The following is a 24,596-nucleotide window of genomic DNA, read 5'->3' on the forward strand; positions in this document are numbered from 1 at the left end:
GCGTGCCCGTGGGGCAACGCCCGGTCCCCTGCCCTATTGGCACGACATCATGACTTAAAAGGCGACGCCCACGAACAGCAGGAAGAGACCGACAAGTGAGACCGACCAGACTGCCGAGCGCAGGAAAGGAATGTCGATGAAATAAGCCGGCAGGTAGACCCAGCGGGACCAGAACCAGATCTGCGTGCCCCATTGTGTCAGCCAGTCCGAGCGGCCAGACACTTCCGTCGCCACCGCCAGCGCGATGAAGACGCCGTAGGTTTCGAGAAAATTGCGGAGCGCCCGATTGCCCCGCGCCGCCCACTTGTTGGGCTTGCGCTCGTTATCGCGCTGGCTGCCGGCATGCATCAACCCATAGTCGAGGCGATAAGCCGTCGATTGCACGAGGAGATAGGCGAACGCCAACGCGGCGCTCCAGATCAAAAGGGTGAGTTCTATGCTCATGGCGGGCTCCAGACTGTTGCGTTCACACTGCAACGCCCCGGGCCGCCGATTGGATCATCCCCGATAGTCGCCCGCCGCTCAGGACGCCGAAATTTCCTGCGCCCGCTTGAGGATCTCGGGCAATTGCTTGTCGATGTCCAGCGTGCCGCCCTCGACCTGTTCGAGGAAGGTACGGCAGAACACGGTCTTGTCAGGAGCCTGGTTATAGGCGCTCATGATCTGACTGCCGCCATAGGTCTCCGCCGTTCGCTGCTGTCCCTCGCTGCCCCCGCCCAACCGGTTGATGACCCGGTCGGCCAGGTCGAGATAGCCGACATTGCGCAGGTACCAGTTCGCGGCGGCATCGTGATAGGCGCCATCGAGGCCGGTATTCTCGTAGCAATGGGTACTCATTGCCTCAACGATGGCCTTGGAGCCGTGAAAGGCCATGAGTTCACCGATAAGAGCGGTGTCGGAGGCGGTGTCCTGCGCTTGTGCGGGCAGGATGGAGGCCGTCAGGGCAGCGGCGAGAAGCAGATTCCGTCGCAACATATTCTCCGTTCAGCGCCGCAGGAGAGCGCATGTTTCACCTGCATAAATCGCCAATTCGCTAACAGACTGTTAGCGCTGAGCGTTGCAGGGCACACCTTTTGGTGAGGCAACAAAAAGGGCCCGCCTCAGCGAGCCCTTCTAGCTGGCAATAGTGGCAAGACCTAGAGGTCGAGCACCAGGCGTTCAGGAGCCTCGAGGCTTTCCTTGACGCGAACGAGGAAGGTCACCGCTTCCTTGCCATCGACGATGCGGTGGTCATAGCTGAGTGCCAGATACATCATCGGGCGGATGACGATCTGTCCGCCCACGACGACCGGGCGCTCCTGGATCTTGTGCATGCCCAGAATGCCCGACTGCGGAGCATTGAGGATCGGCGTCGACATCAGCGAACCATAGACACCACCGTTGGAGATGGTGAAGGTGCCGCCCTGCATGTCGGCCATGGACAGCGCCCCGTCACGGGCCTTGCGACCGAGATTACCGATCTCCTTCTCGATCTCGGCAATGCTCATCTGGTCGGCATTGCGCACGACCGGCACCACGAGGCCCTTATCGGTGCCGACGGCGACGCCGATATGCGCGTATTGCTTGTAGATCAGGTCATCGCCATCGATCTCGGCATTGACGGCCGGGATTTCCTTGAGGGCATGGACGACGGCCTTGGTGAAAAAGCCCATGAAGCCGAGCTTGACGCCATGCTTCTTCTCGAAGAGGTCCTTGTACTGGTTGCGCAGGTCCATCACCGGCTTCATGTCCACCTCGTTGAAGGTGGTCAGCATGGCGGCTGTGTTCTGCGCGTCCTTTAGGCGGCGGGCAATAGTCTGACGCAGGCGCGTCATCTTCACACGCTCTTCCCTGCCGGCATCGTCGGCAGCGACCGGTGCACGCGGAGCGGCAGCAGGAGCCGGCTTTGCAGCAGGTGCGGAAGCGGGTGCCGCCTGTGCCACGGCCGGCGCCGCAGCTTGCTGCGGCCGCGCCAGCGACGCCAGGACGTCTTCCTTGAGCACCTGGCCCGACTTGCCCGAACCGGCGATCGTGCCGGCATCAAGGCCGTTCTCGTTGATCAGCTTCTGAGCGGAAGGCGCAGGCGCACGATCGGTGGCAGTGACGGGCTGCGGGGCGGGTTCGGACTTGATCTCTTCGGGACCGGCAGCATTGTTGGCCGGCGCCTCGGACTTGGCTTCGGCCTTGGGCGCCGATGCGGCAGCGGCGCCGCCGGCTGCGATAGCGCCAAGCAAGGCGCCCACATCGACGGTGTCACCGGGATTTGCGGCAATGGCTTCAAGCACCCCGGCAGCTGGCGCCGGCACTTCGATAGTCACCTTGTCGGTTTCGAGCTCGACCAGAGGCTCGTCGGCGGCAACGGTGTCACCGACCTTCTTGTACCACTGGCCGATGGTGGCCTCGGTCACGCTTTCGCCTAGGGTCGGAACCCGGATTTCTGTCGACATGGAGTTTGTCCTTCTATTTCGGGCCAGAGCGCCACGCGTCCTAAGGACGAATGTGGCGCTCTTTATGTCTTGTCACAAGGCTTAAGAACCGAGGGCGTCGTCCAGGAACGCCTGCAGCTGTTCCAGATGAACCGCCATGCGGCCGGTTGCAGGGGAAGCGGCAGCGGCGCGACCGGTATAGCGCACGCGCTGATTGCCACGACCCATCTGGTCGAACACCCATTCCACATAAGGCTGGATGAAGGCCCAGGCGCCCATGTTGCGCGGCTCTTCCTGACACCAGATCACTTCCGCATTGGGGAAGCGGCTGAGTTCGTCCAGGAGAGCCTTGGCCGGGAACGGATAGAGCTGCTCGATACGCAGCAGATAGACATCGTCGATGCCCTTCTTTTCACGATCCTCGAGCAGGTCGTAATAGACCTTGCCGGTACACAGGACGACGCGGCGGATCTTCTCGTCCTTCTGCAGACGGATGGTGGTCTTGGGCAGGCCGGGCGCTTCGGCATCGTCCCAGAGCAGGCGATGGAAGACGCTGTCGGGGCCCAGTTCCACCAGCCCCGAGACAGCGCGCTTGTGGCGCAGCAGGCTCTTGGGCGTCATCAGGATCAGCGGCTTGCGGAAGTCACGCTTGAGCTGGCGACGCAGGATGTGGAAGTAATTGGCCGGGGTCGTGCAATTGGCGACCTGCATGTTGTCTTCGGCGCAAAGCTGGAGGAAACGCTCGGGACGCGCGGAGGAATGCTCCGGGCCCTGCCCTTCATAGCCGTGCGGCAGCAGCATCACGAGGCCCGACATACGGAACCACTTGCGCTCGCCCGAGGAAATGAACTGGTCGATGACGACCTGTGCACCATTCACGAAATCGCCGAACTGGGCTTCCCACAAGGTCAGCGCCTTGGGTTCGGACAGCGAGTAGCCATATTCGAAGCCAAGCACTGCTTCTTCCGAGAGCATCGAGTTGATGACCTCGTAGCGGGACTGTTCGGGCGTCAGATTGTTGAGCGGGGTATAGCTCTTGTTCTCGACCTGCTGGTCGTTGAGCACCGAATGACGCTGGCTGAACGTTCCGCGTTCGCAATCCTGCCCGGAGAGGCGCACCGGATGGCCTTCGGTGACGAGCGTGCCGAAAGCCAGCGCCTCGGCCGTTGCCCAGTCGATACCTTCGCCGCTTTCGATCACCGAAAGGCGATTGTCCATGAAACGCTTGACGGTGCGATGGACATTGAAGTCCGCCGGCACCTTGGCAAGCTTGGTGCCGATTTCGACCAGACGGTCGAGCGCCACACCGGTCTCGCCACGCCGGGGACCTTCGTCATGGGCGGGCTTGAAGCTCTTCCACTGACCATCGAGCCAATCGGCCTTGTTCGGCCGGTAGTCCTGGCCGGCCTCGAACTCGGCTTCGAGCTTGGCCCTCCAGTCCGCCTTGAGACCATCGATATCGGCCTGGCTGACATGGCCCTCGGCAATCAGCTTCTCCGAATAAAGCTCCAGCGTCGTCTTGTGCGAGCGGATCTTGGAGTACATCAGCGGCTGGGTGAAGCTGGGCTCGTCGCCTTCGTTATGGCCGAAGCGGCGATAGCAGAACATGTCGATGACGACAGGCTTGCCGAACTTCTGCCGGTATTCGACCGCGACCTTGGCGGCAAACACCACCGCTTCCGGATCGTCGCCGTTCACATGCAGGACCGGCGCCTCGATCATCTTGGCGACGTCCGTTGGATAGGGCGAGGACCGCGAATAGATCGGCGAGGTCGTAAAGCCGATCTGGTTGTTGATCACGAAGTGGATCGAGCCGCCGGTCCGATGGCCCTTGAGCCCCGAAAGGCCGAAGCATTCAGCCACCACGCCCTGGCCTGCGAAGGCGGCGTCGCCGTGGATCAGCAACGGCAGCACCATAGAGCGATCAGGCTTGCCGGACTTCTCGATATTGACCAGCTTGCCTTCGGGCGAAATGTGCAGGTCCTGCTTGGCGCGCGCCTTGCCCAGAACGACAGGGTCGACGATTTCGAGGTGCGAGGGATTGGCGGTGAGCGACAGATGCACCCGGTTATTGTCGAACTCACGGTCGGAAGAGGCACCCAGATGGTACTTCACGTCGCCCGAACCCTCGACGTCGTCGGGATAGAAGGCGCCGCCCTTGAATTCATGGAACAGCGCGCGATGCGGCTTGCTCAGAACCTGAGTGAGGACGTTGAGGCGACCGCGATGGGCCATGCCCAGGACAATGTCCTTGATGCCCAAGGCGCCGCCGCGCTTGATGATCTGCTCGAGCGCGGGGATCGTGGCTTCCGCGCCGTCGAGGCCAAAGCGCTTGGTGCCGGTATATTTGACGTCGAGAAACTTCTCGAAGCCCTCGGCCTCGACCAGCTTGTTGAGGATGGCCTTCTTCCCCTCGGGGGTGAAGGTGATTTCCTTGTCCGGGCCTTCGATGCGCTCCTGAATCCACTGCTTCTCATCCGGATCGGAGATGTGCATGAATTCGATGCCGACCGTGCCGCAATAGGTGCGCTCGAGAATGGCAAGCATCTCGGGAATGGTGGCGTATTCCAGACCCAGGACGTTATCGATGAAGATCTTGCGGCTCATATCGGCTTCGGTGAAGCCATAGCTCTTGGGATCGAGTTCGGGGGCCGGCTCGTCGGCCTTGAGGCGCAGCGGATCGAGATCGGCATGCAAATGCCCGCGCATGCGATAGGCACGGATCATCATGATGGCGCGGATGGAGTCGCGCGTCGCCTGCAGGACATCCCCGGCGCTCGGAGCGGGCTTGCCTTCGGCTGCGGCCTTCTTTGTGGCCGCCTTCTCGGTCTTGACGGCGATCTCGCCCCAATTGCCATCCAGCGCGTTGACCAGGTCGCCGGCCTCGGCCTGCGGCCAGTCCTTGCGGCCCCAGCTCGGACCCTCGGCATTCTTCTGGACTTCGAGCTGACTGTCGTCGAGCCGCGAAAAGAAGCTCGACCAGGTCTCGTCCACGCTGGAAGGATCGGTTTTGAATCGAGAATACAATTGTTCGATGTAGTCGGCGTTCCCCCCATAGAGGAACGAGGTCAGCAAGAACGTGTCGTTCTTTTCCTGTCGTGTCATCGCTTTTGTCGCAGGACCTCTCGCCCTGCCATCCTTCTCAACGGACCGACCATTGGTCGATCGAATTTGCGGTCAAACGTGGGGCGAATATTGACCGCTTTTCCTTTGTATCTTGTTAAGACTTGCGGCGCCCGAAAGCACGCCGCGACTCACTTGATGGTTCGGGTCACCGCTTAGCACCGAACCGTGTCCGAAGCGCGACCGACATTGGTCGCAATTGGACGTTTTCTACCAAGTGCGTCCAGTTGTAGCAGCGGCCCGGATGCCCGTCTCCGAACCGTCAGCCAGAACCCGACGGCACAAAACCAAAAGGGCTCTGGCGCCCACGACGGCTTCGCCGGGCTACGGCGAAGCCGAGAGGTGTGAGCAGGACTTAGCCCTTGAGCACTTCCGCCAGCGTCACGCCGATACGGGCGGGAGAGGCGGAGACCTTGATGCCTGCCGCTTCCATCGCCGCGATCTTTTCTTCGGCGCCACCCTTGCCGCCCGAAATCACCGCGCCGGCATGGCCCATGGTGCGGCCCGGAGGGGCGGTGCGGCCAGCAATGAAACCGGCCATGGGCTTCTTGCGGCCCTTCTTGGCTTCATCGATCAGGAACTGGGCCGCTTCCTCTTCGGCCGAACCGCCGATCTCGCCGATCATGATGATCGACTTGGTCGCTTCGTCGGCCAGGAACATCTCCAGGACATCGATGAATTCGGTGCCCTTGACCGGGTCGCCGCCAATGCCGACGGCCGTGGTCTGGCCCAGGCCTTCATTGGTGGTCTGGAACACCGCTTCATAGGTAAGCGTACCGGAGCGCGAAACAATACCCACCGAACCCTTGGAGAAGATCGAGCCCGGCATGATGCCAATCTTGCATTCCTCGGGGGTGAGGACGCCGGGACAATTCGGCCCGATCAGGCGCGACTTGGACTTTTCGAGCTTGGCCTTGACGCGGACCATGTCCATGACCGGCACGCCTTCGGTGATGCAGACGATCAGTTCGATTTCGGCGTCGATCGCTTCTTCGATGGCCGCAGCCGCGCCTGCGGGGGGCACATAGATGACCGAGGCATTGGCCCCGGACTTTTCCTTGCCTTCGGCAACGCTGGCGTAAACGGGCAGCTGCGCCGACGCATCGAGCGAGGAGGTCCAGGTTTCGCCGGCCTTCTTGGGATTGACGCCACCCACCATCTGGGTGCCGAAATAGGCGAGGGCCTGTTCGGTGTGGAAGGTGCCGGTCTTGCCGGTCAGGCCCTGCACGAGGACCTTGGTGTCTTTGTTGACGAGAATGGACATGTTGTTTCTCTTCCGTCTGGGGCGCTGTGCGCCTTGTCTTGGTGCCCCGCCGGGGCGAAAGGGTTAGTCGCCGTCCGCAGGCTGGAGCTTGGGCGTTATCGTTGTGAGCTGGATGACGAAACCTGCATCGTCCCAATGGGCGAGCAGCAGGCTGTCCCCGCCGACGAGGCTGGCATAATGACCGCCATCCATCGCCTTGACCTCGCCCTCGAAGCCATCGAGACCGGCAATGGCGTCGATCACGGCCTTGCCATTGCCCCTGGCTTCGACAAAATCGATGCGGCAATAGCCGAAGATGCGGTCCGGATAGGTTTCGACCAGCGCGAACAGGTCACCCCATCCCAGCCCATCGACCTCTCGTTCCGCACCATAGGAGTGAACGAACGGGCTTTCCGCGTCCTGTTCGTAGGCATCCCAGCCGGCCGAGATGGCCGCATCCACGGCAGTCTCGTCGCCATTGGCAAAGGTCTGGCACGTTTGCAAGGCAGAAAGGGCTCCCGCATTCGGGGCGACCTTGGTCTTACCCTGGGCCAGCGCAGGGTGCGCCGCCAGGGCAAGGATCACCACGATCGCGAGGCCCTTGCGCATGCTGATCAGCCCTGAACTGCCTTGACGATCTTCTGCGCGGCGTCGTCGAGATCGTCGGCAGAGATGACGTCGAGGCCCGAATTGTCGAGGATGGCCTTGCCTTCCTTGACATTGGTGCCTTCGAGGCGAACCACCAGCGGCACCTTGAGGCCGACTTCCTTGACCGCAGCGATCACGCCTTCGGCGATCACGTCGCAGCGCATGATACCGCCGAAGATGTTGACGAGAATCCCCTTCACCGCCGGATCGGCCGTGATGATCTTGAACGCTGCCGTCACCTTCTCCTTGGAAGCGCCGCCACCAACGTCGAGGAAGTTCGCCGGCTCGGCGCCGTAGAGCTTGATGATGTCCATGGTGGACATGGCCAGGCCCGCACCATTGACCATGCAGCCGATATTGCCGTCGAGCGCCACATAGGCGAGGTCGTACTTGCTGGCTTCGATTTCCTTGGCGTCTTCTTCGGTCAGGTCGCGGAGCGGCTTGAGCTCTTCATGACGGAAGGCGGCGTTGTTGTCGAAGCTGACCTTGGCATCCAGAACGCGCAGGTGACCATCGGTCATGACGATCAGCGGGTTCACTTCGAGCAGGCTCATGTCCTTCTCGGTGAAGGCCTTGTAGAGAATGGGGAACAGGCTCTTGGCGTCGGCGGCGGCGTCGCCGTCGAGTTCGAGCGCCGCATTGATCTTGGCCACGTCGGCATCGGTGACGCCTGCCACCGGATCGATGGCGACGGTGATGATCTTTTCGGGCGTATGCTCGGCGACGGCCTCAATGTCCATGCCGCCTTCGGTGGAGACCACGAAGGAGACGCGGCTCGATGCGCGATCAACCAGGAGCGAGCAATAAAGTTCGCGGGCAATGTCGGCGCCGTCTTCGATATAGAGGCGATTGACCTGCTTGCCATTGTCGCCGGTCTGCTTGGTCACCAGCGTATTGCCGAGCATTTCCTTGGAAAAGGCCACGACGTCGTCGACGGTCTTGGCGAGGCGCACGCCGCCCTTGGCATCGGGGCCCAGTTCCTTGAAGTTGCCCTTGCCGCGACCGCCGGCATGGATCTGGCTCTTGACCACATAAAGCGGGCCTGGCAGCGACTTTGCAGCGGCTTCAGCCTCGTCGGCCGAGAAGATGGCGACGCCGGCCGCGACCGGTGCACCATATTCTTTCAGCAGCGCCTTGGCCTGATGTTCATGGATATTCATCGTGTTCCCCTTGGGTGGGCAGTCAGTAATCCGGCATTTCTGGAGCCGGAAAGCCAAAAGCCGCCGGCGAACCAGCGGCTTTGAATGCGTTACGCCAGCTTGGGCGCGATCTTCTTGCAGGCCTCGATGAGGCCTTCAACGGCCGCCACCGACTTGTCGAAGGCCTTCTGCTCGGCCGAGTTGAGCGCGATCTCGACGACCTTTTCGGCACCACCGGCGCCGATGATCACGGGCACGCCGACATAGGTGCCCTTGACGCCATATTCGCCGTTGAGCTGCACGGCGGAAGGCAGGACGCGCTTCTTATCCTTGAGATAGCTCTCGGCCATGGCAATGGCTGAAGCGGCAGGCGCATAGAAGGCCGAACCGGTCTTGAGGAGACCCACGATCTCGGCCCCCCCATCACGGGTGCGCTGCACGATCTCGTCGAGCTTCTCCTTGCTCATCCAGCCCATCTTGACGATGTCGGTGAGCGGAATGCCGGCGACGGTCGAATACCGGGTCAGCGGCACCATGGTATCGCCGTGACCACCAAGCACGAATGCATTGACGTCCTGCACCGAGACGCCCAGCTCTTCGGCAATGAAATGCACGAAGCGCGAGCTGTCGAGCACGCCGGCCATGCCGATCACCTTATGGGCGGGAAGGCCGGAGAATTTCTGCAGCGCCCAGACCATGGCATCGAGCGGGTTGGTGATGCAGATGACGAAGGCATCCTTGGCATATTTGGAAATGCCGGCGCCCACCTGCTCCATCACCTTGAGGTTGATTTCGAGCAGGTCGTCGCGGCTCATGCCGGGCTTGCGCGGCACACCGGCGGTAACGATGATCACGTCCGCGCCTTCGATGTCCTTATATTCGGACGTCCCCTTAAGCGAAACGTCGAAGCCCTGGCTCGGGGCAGACTGGGCGATGTCGAGCGCCTTGCCGGCACCCACGCCATCGACCACGTCGAACAGCACGACGTCACCGAGTTCCTTTTGCGCCGACAGCAGAGCCAGCGTACCGCCGATCTGTCCTGCACCGATAAGGGCAATCTTCTTGCGCGCCATAAGTCCTCATCCCAGACTGCGTTGAATTGGCGCACGTCTTAACCCTAGCGGCAAGGCCGGGCAAGTGAACCCTTCGTCGTAAACGGGAAAACTGCCTTGCTCATGGGCGATGGGGGTATGCCGGATGGGCAACCCGACGCAACAAGACACGATGCGGCACCCGCCCCTTGATGGTGATTCACGAAGAGGCAGGTTCCTCCAAGGGTACGGCGTCCCGCAGTCCCTTGCCCAGATATTCTTCTGATTGCATTTCGGTCAGCCTGGACAGGGTCCGCTGAAACTCGAAGGCCGTCTTGTCGTCGGCGCCCAAATGCTCAAGCGGAACAGCGAAGCTGGCCGCCAGCTTAACGCCGCGATCGTAGAGCGAGTCGATAAGAAGGATGAACCGCTTGGCGGCATCCGATCGGGTGCGGTCCATCTGGGGGACATTGTCCAGCACCAGCGAATCGAACTGATGGGCGATGCGGACAAAATCGCGTGTGCCCAGCGGCTTCTCGCACAGATCGGCAAAACCAAACCGCGCCGCTCCCATGGCCATAAGCGGCACCGGGATCTGACGGCCGATGCTTTCGACACTGCCGGGCGCGCCCGGCACTCCCCCGGTTATCCGCAACCACAGACGGTCCATGACCGCATCGACCTCGGGCCCGGAGCCAAAGGCGTAGACCTGTTGGCCGGAAAATTTCAGTCGTCGGTAATCCTGTTGCGAGGGCAGTGCCGCAACCAGGGTTCTTTCCTTGAGCAGGGCGATGAAGGGCAGGAACAGCTGCCGATTGAGACCGTCCTTATAGAGACCGTCCGGGGTCACGTTGGAGGTGGCAACCAATGTCACGCCACCCGCGAAGAGCTTGCCGAACAGCCGGTCAAGCAGCATGGCATTGGTGATGTCGTGCACATGAAATTCATCAAGGCACAGGACCCGCAAGCCGGACTTGAGCATGGGCCTGACCACCGCCTCGATCGGATCGGCATCTTCATTCCTGCCCCGGGCAGATTTTCGAAACGCCGAAACCCCGGAATGGACGTCGTCCATGAACTCATGAAAGTGCAGCCGCCGCTTTTCCGCAAAGGGCACGGCGGCAAAAAACAGATCCATGAGCATGGTCTTGCCGCGTCCGACATCCCCGTAGAGGTAAAGCCCGCGAACCGGTTGCGGCTTTTCGAACAAGGCGCGCAAGCCACGCGGGCGGGCAGCCAGGAGATCGGCGAGCACACGATCAAGCGCCTCGACCGCCTCGACCTGCGCGGGATCAGGCGTCAGCGCACCTCGGGCGACAAGGGCGTCGTAGGCAGACTTGACCGGGGCTGAAACAGAATAGGACATCGCTTATTTCGCCGGCAGCGATCCATCACGGCGTCATTCCTGCCGGGGCGGGAACCTCGGCATCTGCCGATCAAACAGAGGCCTCCGCTGGCACGGAGGTGACGGTTTGCTGTGTAGGAGCAGGCGCGCGCGCAGGTCAAACAAAAAAGCCGGCCCGCAAGGGCCGGCTTTGTTGATTAGCGCGACATCGACACGGCCTGGCCGCCGCTCATCGTGCCGATATAGCGGCCGGAGCTGGGGGCGAGGAAGGCTGCGATATTGCCGTTGTCATCATAAAGCTGGAGCTGGCTGCCAACCTGCTGCCAGCCGGTAACCGAAGCGATCTGTGGCACGGTACAGCCGGGTGCCGAGGCGCGGTAATAATTTGTCCCGGTCTTTGAGGTCAGCGGCAGGTTGAGCCGGCAGCTCTGGCCTGCAGCAGCCACATTCCAGGCGCCCTCAGGACCAACGGAAACACCGCTCGACATGGGCTGGCCCAGCGTGGTGATGGACCCCGCACCGGTCGAAGCGACCTGGGTGGACGGCATCGCCGCGGGCTGACCGCCCAGAACCGGCTGTCCGGACAGACCCGGCGCCGGAGTGCCGGTGGCACCGATAGGGGGCAGCGCGTTCTGCTGCACGGTCGAAGACTGTACCGGCTGCAGCTGCTGGGGCTGACCGACGACGTTGAGATTGGCGGTATTGGTCCGGCTCGTCGGCGAGCACGCTGCCACAAGAAAGGCAACGGCCGCCAGGCCGACCATGGACGAAGCACCGCGCTTCCAATCCTGCATTGATCACTCCTGCCGCAAAGGCTTAATGCGTGTTAACACTTGTGGCGGCTTATAACTCAAAGCGCCCACCCGGTTCAATCGCCCAACCCGCACTGTCCCCGATCTCACGCCATTGTGGCCAATTTAGGGGGTCTGTGCATCCATATCCTTGAGCAATTCGCCCGCGAGCAGGGTGGCATCGGCCGCCTCCTCCTCGGGCACTTCCAGAATGAACCCCCCAGCACCAAAAAGGTTCGGCACGCCCGGCAAACCGCCTTCGCGCGGGTCGAGCGGATGAAAACCGTGCGCTCGCAGCGCGACCAGCAAGATGCGGGCCTGAGACTGATCCTTGACCTGCGCGATAGGCTGAAATTTCATTATGCTCTCCGGTTCGCGCCATGGTGACCCATCGGGAGGACGCGAGCAAGGCAGACCGGCTTTATTACCGTTGCCAAGCCGGCATCGAAATGATGCAGTGTCAAAACGGTCTCACCGCAAGGTGATTTGCGCGCTTTCTTTCAGGAGCGACAATCCGCACAGAACGACTTGCCAGCCGGAGCGGCAATGAGCGCCTATATCATTCGCCGACTCTTGCTGATGATCCCTACCGTTTTCGGGATCATGGCCGTGTCTTTCCTCATCACTCAGTTCGCGCCCGGCGGTCCCGTCGAACAGGCACTGGCCAATCTTTCGGGAGTGAGCGGCGGAGTCGAGGAACGCCTGACCGGCAGCGGCACAGGCGACTTCGCCACCCAGCAGTCCGGACAGGGCAACGCATCCGGCTATCGCGGCAGCCAGGGCCTGCCACCTGAACTGGTGGAGCGGATCGAGCGGCAGTTCGGTTTCGACAAGCCACCGATCGAACGCTTCTTCAGCATGATCGGAAATTACCTGCGCTTCGACTTCGGTCAGAGCTATTACCGCGACATCTCGGTGATCGACCTGGTTCTCGAAAAGATGCCGGTGTCCATTTCCCTAGGCCTGTGGATGACGCTCATCGCCTATGGCGTCTCGATACCGCTCGGCATTGCCAAGGCCATGCGGGACGGATCGCGTTTCGACGTCTGGACCTCGACGATCATCATCATCGGATATGCTGTCCCCGGATTCCTCGTCGCCATCGCCCTCATCGTGCTGTTCGCCGGTGGCTCGTTCTGGTCGATCTTCCCGTTGCGCGGTCTGACCTCGCCCGGCTTTGCCAGCTTTCCATGGTGGCGACAGGTGATCGATTATTTCTGGCACCTGGTCCTGCCCATTACCGCGATGGGCCTGGGCGCCTTCGCCACGGCGACCATGCTGACCAAGAATTCCTTCCTCGACGAGATCGGCAAGCAATACGTGACGACAGCCCGCGCCAAGGGGCTCAGCGAACGCCGGGTTCTTTATGGTCACGTCTTTCGCAATGCCATGATGCTGATCATCGCAGGATTTCCCGGTGCGTTCATCGGCGTATTCTTCGGTGGATCGCTACTGATCGAAACCATCTTCTCGCTCGACGGACTGGGGCTTCTGGGCTTTCAATCCGTCGTGACACGAGACTATCCGGTGGTCTTTGCCACGCTCTACATCTTCTCGCTGCTGGGCCTTGTCATCGGGCTGGTTTCGGACCTGGCCTATATGTGGGTCGATCCCCGGCTCGATTTCGAAAGCCGCAACGTATGAGTGCGGTGCCGGCCACCCCATCGCGCCTGTCGCCGATCAACCAGCGACGCCTTGCCAATTTCCGCGCCAACCGTCGTGGCTGGTGGAGCTTCTGGATCTTCCTGGTCCTGTTCATCCTGACGTTGGGTGCCGAATTCATCGCCAATGACCGGCCGATCCTCGTTTCCTACAAGGGTGAACTCATGGTGCCGGCGCTGATCGATTATCCGGAGTCGACATTCGGCGGCTTCTTTGCCACCACCAATTTTCGCGATCCCTTCATCGTCGAGGAAATCGAGGCCAATGGCTTCATGATCTGGCCGCCCGTACGCTTTTCCTATGCGACGGTAGATTCCTTCGTCGCTTTTTCCGGCGCCAATCCGCCCAGCTGGATGCTGACCCGCGAGCAGATCTGCCAGCGCTATCCCCTCGGTATCGAGGACCCGGCCTGCGTCCCGGGCAATTACCATTACCTGGGCACCGACGATCGTGGCCGCGACGTGCTGGCCCGGCTGATCTACGGATTCCGCATCTCTATCCTTTTCGGCTTGGTCCTCACCGTCGCCTCCTCGGTGATCGGGGTCGCAGCGGGTGCCGTCCAGGGCTATTTCGGCGGCTGGGTCGATCTCATCGCCCAACGCCTGATCGAAATCTGGACATCGGTGCCCTCGCTCTATCTGCTGCTGATCATCTCCTCGGTGATCGCGCCCAGCTTCTGGGTGCTGCTGGGCATCCTGTTGCTCTTTTCCTGGGTGGCGCTGGTGGGTATCGTGCGGGCCGAATTCCTGCGCGCCCGCAACTTCGAATATGTCAACGCCGCGCGGGCATTGGGCGTCTCCAACCGAACCATAATGTGGCGCCACCTTCTGCCCAATGCCATGGTGGCGACACTGACCTTCATGCCCTTTATCCTCTCGGGCTCGGTTGCAACGCTGACCTCGCTGGATTTCCTCGGCTTTGGGCTCCCACCTGGCTCGCCGTCGCTGGGGGAATTGCTGGCCCAGGGCAAGAACAACCTTCAGGCGCCCTGGCTGGGGCTGACGGGCTTTTTCACCATCGCCATCCTGATGACTTTGCTGGTCTTCATCGGGGAAGCCGTGCGGGATGCGTTCGATCCGCGAAAGACCTTCCGATGAGTGCGCTCCTGTCCGTTCGCGACCTCGACGTGAGCTTCGGCGCCACGCCGGCGACCCGCAAGGTCGGCTTCGACATCGCCCCGGGCGAGACTGTGGCCCTGGTGGGGGAAAGCGGATCGGGCAAATCGGTGACGGCGCTCTCGGTGCTCAAGCTCCTGCCGCCTTCCGCCAGCCTTTCGGGGTCCATACGTTTCGATGGCGCCGAAATGGTGGGCGCCGCAGAACCGGCCTTGCGCGCCATCCGTGGCAACAAGGTCGGCATGATCTTTCAGGAGCCGATGAGTTCGCTCAATCCGGTGCAGACCATCGGTCGGCAGGTGGCCGAAGTGCTCACGCTGCATGCCGGGCTACGTCAGAATGAGGCCCGGCAGAAAGTCGTCGAATTGTTGACCGCCGTGGGACTACCCGATCCCAGCCGGCGGCTCGACGATTATCCGCACCAGCTATCGGGCGGGCAGAGACAGCGCGTCATGATCGCCATGGCGCTGGCCAACGATCCCAAGCTCTTGATCGCCGACGAGCCGACCACGGCCTTGGACGTCACGGTCCAGGCGCAGATCCTCGCCCTGCTCAAGCGGCTGCAGCAACACAATGGCATGGCAATGCTGTTCATCACCCATGACCTGTCCATCGTGCGCGCCATCGCAGACAAGGTCTGTGTGATGAAGAACGGCGAAATTGTCGAAACCGGGTCGGTCGAAACCTTGTTTGCCAATCCGCAACATCCCTATACCCGGCATCTTCTGGCCACCGAGCCGCGCGGTCTGCCGCCCGAGCCGACGCCCGATGCCCCGATCGTGCTTGAGACCCAGGACCTCAAGGTGTGGTTCCCGATCAAGCGCGGCCTGCTGCGCCGCACCGTCGGGCATATCAGGGCCGTCGACGGGGTCAGCCTGGTGCTGCGCAAGGGCGAGACGCTGGGCGTGGTGGGGGAAAGCGGCTCGGGCAAGTCCTCGCTCGGCTATGCCGTGCTGCGCCTCATCCCATCCCAGGGGCGCATCGCCGTGCTGGGCGAAAGGATCGACAATCGCTCCTGGCGCGCGCTGCGCCCGTTGCGCAGCAAGATGCAGATCGTGTTTCAGGACCCCTTCGGTTCGCTCAGCCCCCGCCTTTCGGTCAGCCAGATCGTCGAGGAAGGACTGAGCGTGCACATGCCCAAGCTGAGCGAGGGGCAACGCAAAGCCAGGGTCATCGATGCGCTTCGGGAGGTCGGGCTCGATCCGGCAACGGCTGACCGCTACCCGCATGAATTTTCCGGCGGCCAGCGCCAGCGCATCGCCATCGCCCGGGCGTTGGTGCTGGAGCCCGACCTGCTGGTGCTCGACGAGCCGACATCGGCCCTCGACGTTTCCATCCAGGCGCAGGTTATCGATCTCCTTAGGTCCATCCAGCAGCGCCGCCAGCTAAGCTACCTGTTCATCAGCCACGACCTGAGGGTCGTGCGTGCTCTCACCCATCGTCTGATCGTCATGCGCAATGGCGTGGTCGTCGAGGAAGGCGTCACCGCTGACATCATCGCTGCGCCGCGCGAAGACTATACGAGACAATTGATGCGCGCCGCCTTCGGATTAGCACCCACCGACCCAGCATACGCCCAGCCATTGCCCAGCACCGACCCGAACGACTAAGCTTTTGTCACAACACCTTTGCGGAGCCGCACCATGACGCTCTCGACTAAGCTCGCAGCCCTCGCCCTGACGGGCCTGCTCGCCCTGCCCTCCCATGCACTGGCCCAATCGCCGACCGGCGTCTGGCTACATGCGGACTCGCTGACCGAAAGCCCAAAATATCCAGAAGGGTTCGAGCATTTCGATTACGTCAATCCTGATGCCCCAAAAGTGGGAACGGTGCGTGTCGGCACACGAGGCGGCTTCGACACCTTCAATCCGATTCTGCCGCAAGGCGAGCCTGCCAGTGGCCTGGGCCTGGTGTACCAGACGCTGCTGACCCCTTCCCTGGACGAGGTAAACACGTCCTACGGGCTTCTCGCCGAAGCGATGATGATCGCCGCCGATTACGGCTCGGTGACTTTCCGTATGGACCCCGAAGCCCGCTGGCACGATGGCGAGCCTGTCACTGCCGAAGACGTCGTCTGGTCCTTCGACAAGGTGATCGAGCTCAGCCCCACCTCCGCGCAATATTACGCCAACATCACCGATGCATCGGTTACCGCGCCCGGTGAGGTGACCTTTACCTTCGATCAGACCGGCAATCGTGAATTGCCCCATATTCTGGGTCAGCTGCTGGTTCTGCCCCAGCATTGGTGGGAAGGCACAAATGCTCGCGGCGAGACACGCAACATCGCCGCCTCAACGCTGGAAGCCCCTGTCGGCTCCGGCCCCTATGAGCTGGATAGCTTCGACGCCGGCCGCACCATCACCTATCGACGGGTCGAGGATTATTGGGCCAAGGACCATCCCACCCAGGTGGGCACCAACAATTTCGAGACCTACCAGATCGAATACTTCCTCGATGAATCGGTGTGGTTCGAAGCCTTCAAGGGTGACCAGTTCGACTGGTGGAGTGAATATACCGCCCGGCGCTGGGCCACGGGCTTCGACTTCCCCGCCGTGGCCGAAGGGCGCGTGATCCGAGAGGAATTCCCGCAGGATTATAATGGCAATGGCCAGATGACGGCGTTTATTCCCAATTTGCGCCGCGACAAGTTCCAGGACGAACGTGTTCGCGAGGCACTCAATTACGCCTTCGATTTCGAGGAACTGAACGCGACGGTGTTCTACGAGCAGTACGATCGCATCGACAGCTATTTCTACGGCCTGCCCTTTGCCTCCTCTGGTCTGCCCGAAGGCAAGGAGCTCGAAGTGCTCGAGAGTGTGCGCGACCTGGTTCCCGCATCGGTCTTCACCGAGCCCTATACCAATCCCGTTGCGGGCGACCCGACCAAACTGCGCGCCAATCTGCGGACCGCACTGGGTCTTTTGACCGAGGCCGGCTACACTCTGGACGGCAACCGGCTCGTTGATGCCAGCGGAACCCAGCTCTCGTTCGAAATCCTGATGCATCAGGCTTCGCTCGAACCCATAGCTCAAAATCTCATCACAAATCTGGGCCAGATCGGCGTCGCTGTAACGCTGCGGCTGGTGGACACGCCACAATATATAAACCGGCTGCGCAGCTTCGATTATGACATGATCTATTCCAGCTGGGCGCAATCCTTCTCGCCCGGCAACGAGCAGCGCTTCTTCTTCGGCTCGTCTTCGGCAGATGACGAGGGTTCGCGCAATTATGCCGGCATTGCCGATCCAGGTATCGACGCGCTGATCGAGCAATTGGTCATCGCCCCCGATCGGGACACCCAATTGGCCATTACGGCGGCGCTGGATCGGGTGCTGCTGCATCACCACTTCGTCATACCCGGCTATGCGCTGACCTATTCGCGGACCGCCCGCTGGGATCGCTTCAGCCGGCCGGAAACTTTGCCAGAATTCTCCAACGGCTTCCCGACAATCTGGTGGTGGGATGCCGACAAGGCAGCCAAAACCGGCGGAGCCAGCGGGCAATAACGTCAAGGCGGCGCTGGCAGAGGTTCCAGCCGGGCCCCCTGCCTTGCCGCCAGAACAAGCTCCGGACAGCAAAAGGCGCCCTGAAGGGCGCCTTTTTTACAGGGAGTGGAGCCGGTCCTGCGCCTTAGTAATCCCGCTCGTAGAAGACGCCCAGGCTGGAATCTCCGTTCTGGCCGGCCGCACCCTTGATGGTCAAATCATCAGTGACATCGAGATTGATGGTGACGCGCGACTGGCCATTGGCCCCGGCTGTCACACCCAGATAGACATTGTCCTGGATATAGGTCCCGGCCTGCACGCCGACATTGCCCGAAGCATCGGTGACGATGTCGAGATCAGCCAGGCCCGCCGCTCCGCGCAGGCTTTCAACCAGCCCCCCACCACCGCCGCCACCGACAAGCTCGGCAGCCGCAGCGGCCAATTGTGCCAATTGCAGCGGTGAAAGTTCTCCCATGGCGCGGTTGAAGATCAGCCGGCTCAGCACTTCGTCCTGCGGCAGGGCCGGATTAGAGCTGAAGGTGATCTGGGGATCGGACGCGCGTCCCGAAACGATGACGAAGACCGTGATGCCGTCGCCTTCGGTACGGGCCACCAGATTGATCTGGGGGTCGAGATCGCCCACCAGGGTCACGGTGCCCGTCTCGAAAATCACCCGGCGGCCAAGGATATCGAGGCGACCGCGCGTCAACGCGAAGGCACCCACGGGCTCTATCGCGGCAATCGGGCCGGTCAGGCGCACGGAGCCGCCCACTTCCGCATCGAGGCCGCGGCCGCGGATGAAGATCTGGTTGGGCGCGTTGACATTGATGTCGAGCAGCAGATTGGGCCCTGAAGCGCTCGTGGACATGCCTGTGCGCTCGTCGATGCGGGCCCGGTCGAGGGTTTGCTGCACAGGACCGGGAATGCGCCGATGTTCGACATCGATCAATTGCGCGGCCCCACCCAGGCTTTCCGGCACCGTAATGTTGGCCTGTTCGATCAGCACATTGCCGGCCAGAACCGGAGAGCCGGTGAGATTGCCGGTCAGCGTCAGGCCACCTGAAAGCGTAGCAACAAAGATGCTGCCATCGGCATAGCGCGCCGAATTGATGCTGACCGACAGGTTGGCGGGCATGCCACCGGTCAATCCAATGGTGCCGGAGGCCGAGACAGCCCCGCCGGTGGCCAGATTGGCGGTCAGGCTTTCCACATTGGCGCTCGTGCCGTTCAGCGCCACGCGACCGGTGATGTTGGTCAGGCGAAGATTGAGCTCGGGATCGACATAGCCCGCTCCGCTGGTGGCGACGGATCCAGCAAATTGGGGATTGTCCAGCGATCCGCTGATGCGCGCGCCGAAGGTGGCGGTTCCCGACACCTGGCCGCCGCGATCGGCGACGAACTGGTTGGCCAGCGCCAGAGGCGCCGATCCAGTCAGAGACAACGCCACCCCGGACCCGGTCAGCGGCACGCGGCCCGACCCGGATACCGAGAGGCCACCATTGCCATTGGCCGTCAAACTGTCCAGCACGACCGTCTGGCCGCGATAGGAGCCACGGGCCGAAAGGCTAAGCGGAGTGATGCCGAAAGGCGCAATGGCGCTGGCACTGATGCCGCTGCCCTGTGCCTGGAAGCTCACCTGGGGATCGGACGCAGCGCCGGTAATTGTGGCCCTGCCGTTCACCGTGCCGGACAGGCCGAGATCCGGCACGACCGCATTGGCGATGTTGAGCGGCAGGTCGGCGATCTCCACCACCATGTTGAGAGCATTGCCCGCAGTGCCGGTGGCCGTGATGCTGCCCGACCCAACGAGGAAGCGGAGTGCATCCAGGGTCACATTATCGCCTTGCACGGCAATGGAGGCGGGGCTGGCCAGACGCGCCGAGAGCGTGTTCTGCACCAGGTCAGCTCGGTCCAGAGCCAGCCTATAGCCTCCATCGACTGGGCTCAGCGCTCCAGCCAGAGAGACATCGGTGCCTGTGGCGAGTGCGGCCCGGGCGTCGAAAGTGGTCGTCGTGCCACTCTGGCTGGCTTGCGCCTCAAGAGTATTGACCACGATGCCGGCCGCCGCGATGCGTTCTGCGGTCACGGTGCCATTGGCCACAGGCACGCCGAAAAGATCGGTCAGGCCGGCAGCGATCTCTGCCCGGCCGACACGTATGTCGTCGATCCGGAGATTGCTGGCATTTGCGGTAATGGCGGCCGACTGGGTGCCGTCCTGCGGTGTCAGCTCGACCGCCGCATTGAGAGCGCCCGAGGCATCGGTAAGCAGCAGCGCCGCAGCCAACGACACGTCCGGGGCCGCGACATCGATTCGACCGTTCAGCAGGCCGGACTCCACCATGCGGGTCACATTGCCCGAAAGACGTGCGCCGGCGATCTCGAAGCCGATATCGGGCAGAACCTGGCTGTCCGCATCGGCGCGGAAGGCTGTGCTGAGGCTGGCCCGGTGACCATCCAGCATGGCCGAGCCATTAACGTTCCCTGCGATGGTACCATCGAGCAGATTGGCTGCCACGCTGACTTCGGCGTCGCGCAGGGCATAGTCGTTGAGCCTGCCGCTGGGAACCGTGCCGACCAGCGACAGCACGAGCGGGGATTCCGGGCCGGTGGAGCGAGCCGAGCCGGACACGTTGAGTGCGCCGCTAGCGTCTTCCGACACCAGCGCCAGATCGGCCAGATCAAGGACGATCGCGAAATCGGAAACATCGCTGGCAAAGCTGCCATCGGCTCTGAACTGCACTTGGTTATTTGCAATAGAGAAGGCGTTCGCGCTGATGCCGGACGTCGTGCGCGCGAGTTCGCCAGAAAGCGTGACGCGCCCTTCGAGCAGGGTGTCGGCCACCGCATCGTCAACCGAAAGATCGGTGCCGGAGCCATCGAAGCTCAGGTCGAACCCGCCGCTGACGGGCATGATGCGTCCTTCGGCGGCAAGATCGAGCGCGCCGGAGAGGTCTCGCCCCGCCAGCGCCGAGAATGGGGCGATATTGTCGGTCTGGATCTGGAGGCGACCATCGAAATCGGTGCCGTCGATCATCCCGGTCATGCCAGCCGTAAGCGCCTCACCCACGACACGCAATTCGGCCAGCTGAATCGGCTCGCCGGCATTCCACAGCCCGGCAATGCCCAATCCGACGCTGTCCCCCAGCGCAGCCTCGACCCCCGGGTCGGATGTGATACCGGCGAGGGTGCCATCGCCGTTGAAGGTTACCATGCGCGTCGCCGCGTCCTCGAGATTGCGGGCCGCTCCGCCAATGGTCAGACCAAAGGTTTCGGCGGCAAAGCCGTCTGTCTCAAAATCGACGATGTCGAAACCCGCCTGCCATTGGTCGGAGGCGTCGGTCCCGAACGCGATGGACAGATCCGCCGACTGCACCCGCGTGGCATTGCCCGCGACAGGCAGCGTCACCATGCCGCCGGCCGGATCGGCGATGCGCGCGGACAGACCCAGGCGCGAAAGGAAATTGTCGGGCGTGGTACGTGCAGTAGCGGCGAGGTCGAGCTGTCCACCGCTCAGGCTGATCCCGGAAATGTCGAGCCCACCACCTTCGCGCAGCAGCGCATTGGCGGTCAGCCGGGTTTCGGTACCGAAGAAGTCCCGGTAGGGCTCGGCGATCAGGGTCGAAAGCGGACCGCCTAGATCAACGTTGATCGAGAGGCCCTCGGCGCCTTGCGCAAGCGCCGCCGTACCGGCCAGCGCCTGCCGGTCGTTGGCCAAAAGCTCGAGTTGCGCCGTGAGGTCGGAGACCGGCCCTGCCCCGGCCAGGGTCAGCGTCACCGCTGGCCTTCCCTCGATGTTGAGCAGGTTGGCGATCACGCCATTGGGCGGCTCGACCAATGCCAGATTGAGATCGATGGAATTCTCGGCATTGCGATAGGCGATGTCGAGGTCGAGCGTGCCACCCGGGCCATCCAGTCGTTCGATGTCGAGCACGGCATCGAGATTGCCGCCCTCGAGCGTCATCGAGCCGGCGAGGGAAATTTCCGACCCCAGGCCGAACACGCCTTCGCCGAACGTGACACTGGGCACGGCCAGCTCGCCGAGCTGGATCGCCACGGGAAATTCCGGAACTTCGAAACTGCCCGCTTCGGGTGGCGGCAGGTCGACTGCGCCTTCTACGGGAATGGCATTGCGAACATATTGGATGGACTCTGCCCGCAGCGAGCGCACATCCAGACGACCGGTGAACAGTGCCGCCTGGTTCCAGTTCAGGCTGGCATTGTTGACTCGAAGCCAGACACCTTCGGCATCGGAAATGGTGATCTCGCGGATCGACACGTCCGAGCCGAGCAGGCCATCGATATTGGAAAGCCGGATCTGCCGCTCTGGTGTCGAGAGCTGGCCCTCCACAAAGCTGGTGAGCCAGTCCTTCTGTTCTTCATTGTTCATGTCCTGGGCGACCAGCGCCACCGGAATGGCAGCAGGCGCAAGCAGCAACGCAGCGACGAACAAGGTCTTTCGGGAGAAAACGGCCATCAGAAGGCCTGCCCGATGCCGGCATAGATGGCATAGTCGGAATCGCTCGCACGCTTGTTGAGCGGTACGGCCACATCAAGGCGCAAGGGCCCCAGGCCAGTATAATAGCGCAGGCCGACACCGGCACCCAGGCGCAGGTCCTCGATACCGGGGAACACGTCCGCCGCGACATAGCCGCCGTCCACAAAGCCCACGACCCCGATATCCTCCGTAACCTTGGCTCGCGCCTCGAGCGAGGCCTCGAGCAGGTACCGCCCGCCCGTCACGATGCCCGTGCCGTCATCGACCCCGATCGACTTGAAGCCGTAGCCGCGCACCGAACCACCGCCGCCGGCAAAGAAAAGCTTGTCCGGCGGGATTTCGCTGAGGTCCGGCCCGATCAGGGCGCCGCCCTTGATGCGACCGGCCACCACGAAGGGATCGTCTTCGCCGAAGCCAAAATAGGTGCGCGCTTCCGCCTCTACCCGCAGCCCGGTATTGCCATAGATGAAGTCGTAATAGGGCTCGACATTGCCCGCCGCATACCAGCCTTCGGTCGGATCGACGCTGGAATCGCGACTGTCGAAGATGACACCCGCATAAACGCCGGCCGTGGCGAAGTCGCGCGTTCCGAAATTGTCCTCAAACTGGGCGCGCTTGAAGTTGGCCCCACCGTTGAAGGTCAATTCGTCCGAAAAAAACCAGGTCAGCCCCAGCCGACCGCTGGCCGATGTTTCCGTATAGGTCGGGTAGATGGTGCGTTCCGCCGAGACCGCCGCCACCAGGTCTACGTCCGGATGGTAGAACCCCGGCTTGGTGAAGGTACCGCCGACAAAATAGTCGAATTGTGCAGTGTCGATGGGCCAGGCAATGCTGGCAATGCGTGCATCGAGGCGCAAGCGCTCGGCCTGGCCGAACAGATTGCGCCAGAGATGGTATCCTTCCAACCCCAGCCCGTCGATCGTGGAATAGGTAGCGCCGAGGCCAAAGCGACGGCCGGGCAGTTCTTCGACGATCAGGTCATAGGGCAAAAGACCGTCCGCCCCGATGGACTGTGCGGCCTCGAGACGGGCCGAACGAAAGACCTCAAGACGATCGAGGCGTTTTTGGGCCCGGCGCACATCGTCCGGATCATATTCCTGTCCGACGGCAAGGCCGGTCTGCTGTGCGACGAAATCAGGGTTCATGTCGCGCGTACCGCTGACGGCGATCGGCCCGAAAAACGCCTGCCGCCCCGGATTCACGGTGATGGTTGCATCGACCGAATTGGTCGCATGATCGGCCACGACGTCTCGTGAGACAATTTCTGCCTTGGCGTAGCCCAGTTCGCGCCAGGCTTCGAGCGCCAGTTCTTCTGCCCTGAGCACTACCGATGAGCGGGCTACCTCGCCAGCCCCGAAACCGCGCATTACCGGCAGATCAACCTGATCATCAGGATCGTTCGTTGGCGGGGCCTGATTGACGATCGTGACGTTGGCAAAGCGGAAGATTGGGCCAGCCGTGATTGCGATGGTGACGTCGACTGGATCAGGCAGGTTGGTATCGGGCGCGAGATTGGCCGCCTCCACCCCGCCGATGCGGATACTGACGGAGCCTCCGTAATAGCCCTCGCCATAAAGTGCCGCGAGCAGGCGCCGATAATCTCCCCGCGCCTTGGCGATGAGCCCAGCCGCTCCGGAGGCCGGTTCGTTTTCATCGGCCAAAAGCGCCGAGGCATTCCGCAGGGTCGCCTCGACTGTACTCCCTTCGGTAACGCTGAAGGCCACGAAATAGGGCTGGGGATCCACGATCACCGCCTCGGCGTCGATCTCCGACTGATCCTCGAAAAACTTTATACCGAAGAGTTCAAACGCATGCACGGGATGCCCCGGCATGGCCGAAACCGCCATGGCAAGGCACAAGGCGCCGAAACTCGTTACAATACGCGCGCTTCGCAGTGTTCTATCCGCCCTTTTACGCTTCAACCAAACCGGGCCAAAGCCGAAATTTGCATGAGGGGCGGAAAGATTCCGTTAAACCTTTCGAAGCCCGTCGAATTCGTCGCCCAATCGGCGGAGAATTGACGGCAAGTTTAAGGCGGGCAACCCGCGAGGACCACCCTTATTGGCCAAATTGATCTTATTGAGCGGCCAGCCGTGGCCGATGCGCAACGCGTC

17 protein-coding genes are annotated in these 24,596 nt (G+C 62.1%); 4 read left to right on the forward strand and 13 right to left on the reverse strand.

The features are described 5' to 3' along the window. Nucleotides 1–54 precede the first annotated feature (54 nt). The 11 genes from VE26_RS11140 to VE26_RS11190 form a co-directional block, all read right to left on the reverse strand. Nucleotides 55–444 (reverse strand): MAPEG family protein, encoded by a 390-nt coding sequence (locus tag VE26_RS11140; RefSeq protein WP_046105365.1) that lies wholly within the window; start codon nt 442–444, stop codon nt 55–57. Between the two features lie 78 nt (nt 445–522). Next, nucleotides 523–972 carry a hypothetical protein gene (locus VE26_RS11145; RefSeq protein WP_160297840.1) on the reverse strand — a complete coding sequence of 150 codons (450 nt, stop codon included), beginning with the start codon at nt 970–972 and terminating at the stop codon, nt 523–525. Nucleotides 973–1,136: 164 nt separating this feature from the next. After that, entirely contained in the window at nt 1,137–2,426 is a 1,290-nt protein-coding gene (gene odhB, locus VE26_RS11150) for a 2-oxoglutarate dehydrogenase complex dihydrolipoyllysine-residue succinyltransferase (RefSeq protein WP_046105367.1), read from the reverse strand. Between the two features lie 81 nt (nt 2,427–2,507). Next, nucleotides 2,508–5,510 carry a 2-oxoglutarate dehydrogenase E1 component gene (locus VE26_RS11155; RefSeq protein WP_046105368.1) on the reverse strand — a complete coding sequence of 1,001 codons (3,003 nt, stop codon included), beginning with the start codon at nt 5,508–5,510 and terminating at the stop codon, nt 2,508–2,510. Between the two features lie 373 nt (nt 5,511–5,883). After that, entirely contained in the window at nt 5,884–6,792 is a 909-nt protein-coding gene (gene sucD, locus VE26_RS11160; protein WP_046105369.1) for a succinate--CoA ligase subunit alpha, read from the reverse strand. A gap of 63 nt (nt 6,793–6,855) precedes the next feature. Continuing rightward, a complete protein-coding gene (locus VE26_RS11165) occupies nt 6,856–7,380 on the reverse strand; it encodes a hypothetical protein (RefSeq protein WP_046105370.1) in 525 nt (174 codons plus the stop codon). Nucleotides 7,381–7,385: 5 nt separating this feature from the next. Continuing rightward, nucleotides 7,386–8,579: an ADP-forming succinate--CoA ligase subunit beta gene (sucC, locus tag VE26_RS11170; protein WP_046105371.1), complete on the reverse strand. Its 1,194-nt coding sequence runs from the start codon at nt 8,577–8,579 to the stop codon at nt 7,386–7,388. Nucleotides 8,580–8,668: 89 nt separating this feature from the next. Further along, nucleotides 8,669–9,631, reverse strand: coding sequence for a malate dehydrogenase (mdh, locus tag VE26_RS11175; protein ID WP_046105372.1), 963 nt, complete (start codon nt 9,629–9,631; stop codon nt 8,669–8,671). A gap of 178 nt (nt 9,632–9,809) precedes the next feature. After that, nucleotides 9,810–10,955, reverse strand: coding sequence for a cell division protein ZapE (gene zapE / locus VE26_RS11180; protein WP_046105373.1), 1,146 nt, complete (start codon nt 10,953–10,955; stop codon nt 9,810–9,812). Between the two features lie 176 nt (nt 10,956–11,131). After that, a complete protein-coding gene (locus tag VE26_RS17165) occupies nt 11,132–11,728 on the reverse strand; it encodes an AprI/Inh family metalloprotease inhibitor (RefSeq protein WP_052715853.1) in 597 nt (198 codons plus the stop codon). A gap of 123 nt (nt 11,729–11,851) precedes the next feature. Beyond that, complete coding sequence (locus tag VE26_RS11190; protein WP_046105374.1) at nt 11,852–12,085, reverse strand: hypothetical protein; 234 nt, start codon at nt 12,083–12,085, stop codon at nt 11,852–11,854. Nucleotides 12,086–12,271: 186 nt separating this feature from the next. Between VE26_RS11190 and VE26_RS11195 the strand changes: the two genes are divergently transcribed. Genes VE26_RS11195 through VE26_RS11210 form a run of 4 tightly spaced genes read left to right on the forward strand, consistent with a single transcriptional unit; the run spans nt 12,272 to nt 18,008 of the window. Next, nucleotides 12,272–13,369 carry a microcin C ABC transporter permease YejB gene (locus VE26_RS11195; protein WP_046105375.1) on the forward strand — a complete coding sequence of 366 codons (1,098 nt, stop codon included), beginning with the start codon at nt 12,272–12,274 and terminating at the stop codon, nt 13,367–13,369. Further along, a complete protein-coding gene (locus tag VE26_RS11200; protein ID WP_046105376.1) occupies nt 13,366–14,484 on the forward strand; it encodes an ABC transporter permease in 1,119 nt (372 codons plus the stop codon). The genes VE26_RS11195 and VE26_RS11200 overlap by 4 nt, the downstream gene beginning before the upstream one ends. After that, the gene (locus tag VE26_RS11205) at nt 14,481–16,112 is read left to right on the forward strand and encodes an ABC transporter ATP-binding protein (RefSeq protein WP_046105377.1); all 1,632 of its coding nucleotides are present in this window, start codon (nt 14,481–14,483) and stop codon (nt 16,110–16,112) included. The genes VE26_RS11200 and VE26_RS11205 overlap by 4 nt, the downstream gene beginning before the upstream one ends. A gap of 33 nt (nt 16,113–16,145) precedes the next feature. Beyond that, nucleotides 16,146–18,008: an extracellular solute-binding protein gene (locus VE26_RS11210; RefSeq protein WP_046105378.1), complete on the forward strand. Its 1,863-nt coding sequence runs from the start codon at nt 16,146–16,148 to the stop codon at nt 18,006–18,008. A 124-nt stretch (nt 18,009–18,132) separates the two neighbouring features. Here the strand turns inward: VE26_RS11210 and VE26_RS11215 are convergent, their stop codons facing one another. Then, nucleotides 18,133–22,461 carry a translocation/assembly module TamB domain-containing protein gene (locus VE26_RS11215; protein WP_052715854.1) on the reverse strand — a complete coding sequence of 1,443 codons (4,329 nt, stop codon included), beginning with the start codon at nt 22,459–22,461 and terminating at the stop codon, nt 18,133–18,135. After that, nucleotides 22,461–24,314, reverse strand: coding sequence for an autotransporter assembly complex protein TamA (locus tag VE26_RS11220; protein ID WP_046106258.1), 1,854 nt, complete (start codon nt 24,312–24,314; stop codon nt 22,461–22,463). Before VE26_RS11220 ends, VE26_RS11215 begins: the two co-directional genes overlap by 1 nt. Nucleotides 24,315–24,596: the final 282 nt, after the last annotated feature.

Origin of the sequence: Devosia chinhatensis, from assembly GCF_000969445.1 — a bacterium.
Classification (GTDB): domain Bacteria; phylum Pseudomonadota; class Alphaproteobacteria; order Rhizobiales; family Devosiaceae; genus Devosia; species Devosia chinhatensis.

Excerpts from the sequence above, each read along its gene's own strand:
- sucC (WP_046105371.1), bottom strand. The coding sequence starts at position 8,579 with ATGAATATCCATGAACATCAGGCCAAGGCGCTGCTGAAAGAATATGGT.
- zapE (WP_046105373.1), bottom strand. The coding sequence starts at position 10,955 with ATGTCCTATTCTGTTTCAGCCCCGGTCAAGTCTGCCTACGACGCCCTT.
- odhB (WP_046105367.1), bottom strand. The coding sequence starts at position 2,426 with ATGTCGACAGAAATCCGGGTTCCGACCCTAGGCGAAAGCGTGACCGAG.
- VE26_RS11205 (WP_046105377.1), top strand. The coding sequence starts at position 14,481 with ATGAGTGCGCTCCTGTCCGTTCGCGACCTCGACGTGAGCTTCGGCGCC.
- VE26_RS11200 (WP_046105376.1), top strand. The coding sequence starts at position 13,366 with ATGAGTGCGGTGCCGGCCACCCCATCGCGCCTGTCGCCGATCAACCAG.
- VE26_RS11195 (WP_046105375.1), top strand. The coding sequence starts at position 12,272 with ATGAGCGCCTATATCATTCGCCGACTCTTGCTGATGATCCCTACCGTT.
- mdh (WP_046105372.1), bottom strand. The coding sequence starts at position 9,631 with ATGGCGCGCAAGAAGATTGCCCTTATCGGTGCAGGACAGATCGGCGGT.
- VE26_RS11190 (WP_046105374.1), bottom strand. The coding sequence starts at position 12,085 with ATGAAATTTCAGCCTATCGCGCAGGTCAAGGATCAGTCTCAGGCCCGC.
- sucD (WP_046105369.1), bottom strand. The coding sequence starts at position 6,792 with ATGTCCATTCTCGTCAACAAAGACACCAAGGTCCTCGTGCAGGGCCTG.
- VE26_RS11155 (WP_046105368.1), bottom strand. The coding sequence starts at position 5,510 with ATGACACGACAGGAAAAGAACGACACGTTCTTGCTGACCTCGTTCCTC.
- VE26_RS11210 (WP_046105378.1), top strand. The coding sequence starts at position 16,146 with ATGACGCTCTCGACTAAGCTCGCAGCCCTCGCCCTGACGGGCCTGCTC.
- VE26_RS11215 (WP_052715854.1), bottom strand. The coding sequence starts at position 22,461 with ATGGCCGTTTTCTCCCGAAAGACCTTGTTCGTCGCTGCGTTGCTGCTT.
- VE26_RS11165 (WP_046105370.1), bottom strand. The coding sequence starts at position 7,380 with ATGCGCAAGGGCCTCGCGATCGTGGTGATCCTTGCCCTGGCGGCGCAC.
- VE26_RS17165 (WP_052715853.1), bottom strand. The coding sequence starts at position 11,728 with ATGCAGGATTGGAAGCGCGGTGCTTCGTCCATGGTCGGCCTGGCGGCC.
- VE26_RS11220 (WP_046106258.1), bottom strand. The coding sequence starts at position 24,314 with ATGCCGGGGCATCCCGTGCATGCGTTTGAACTCTTCGGTATAAAGTTT.
- VE26_RS11140 (WP_046105365.1), bottom strand. The coding sequence starts at position 444 with ATGAGCATAGAACTCACCCTTTTGATCTGGAGCGCCGCGTTGGCGTTC.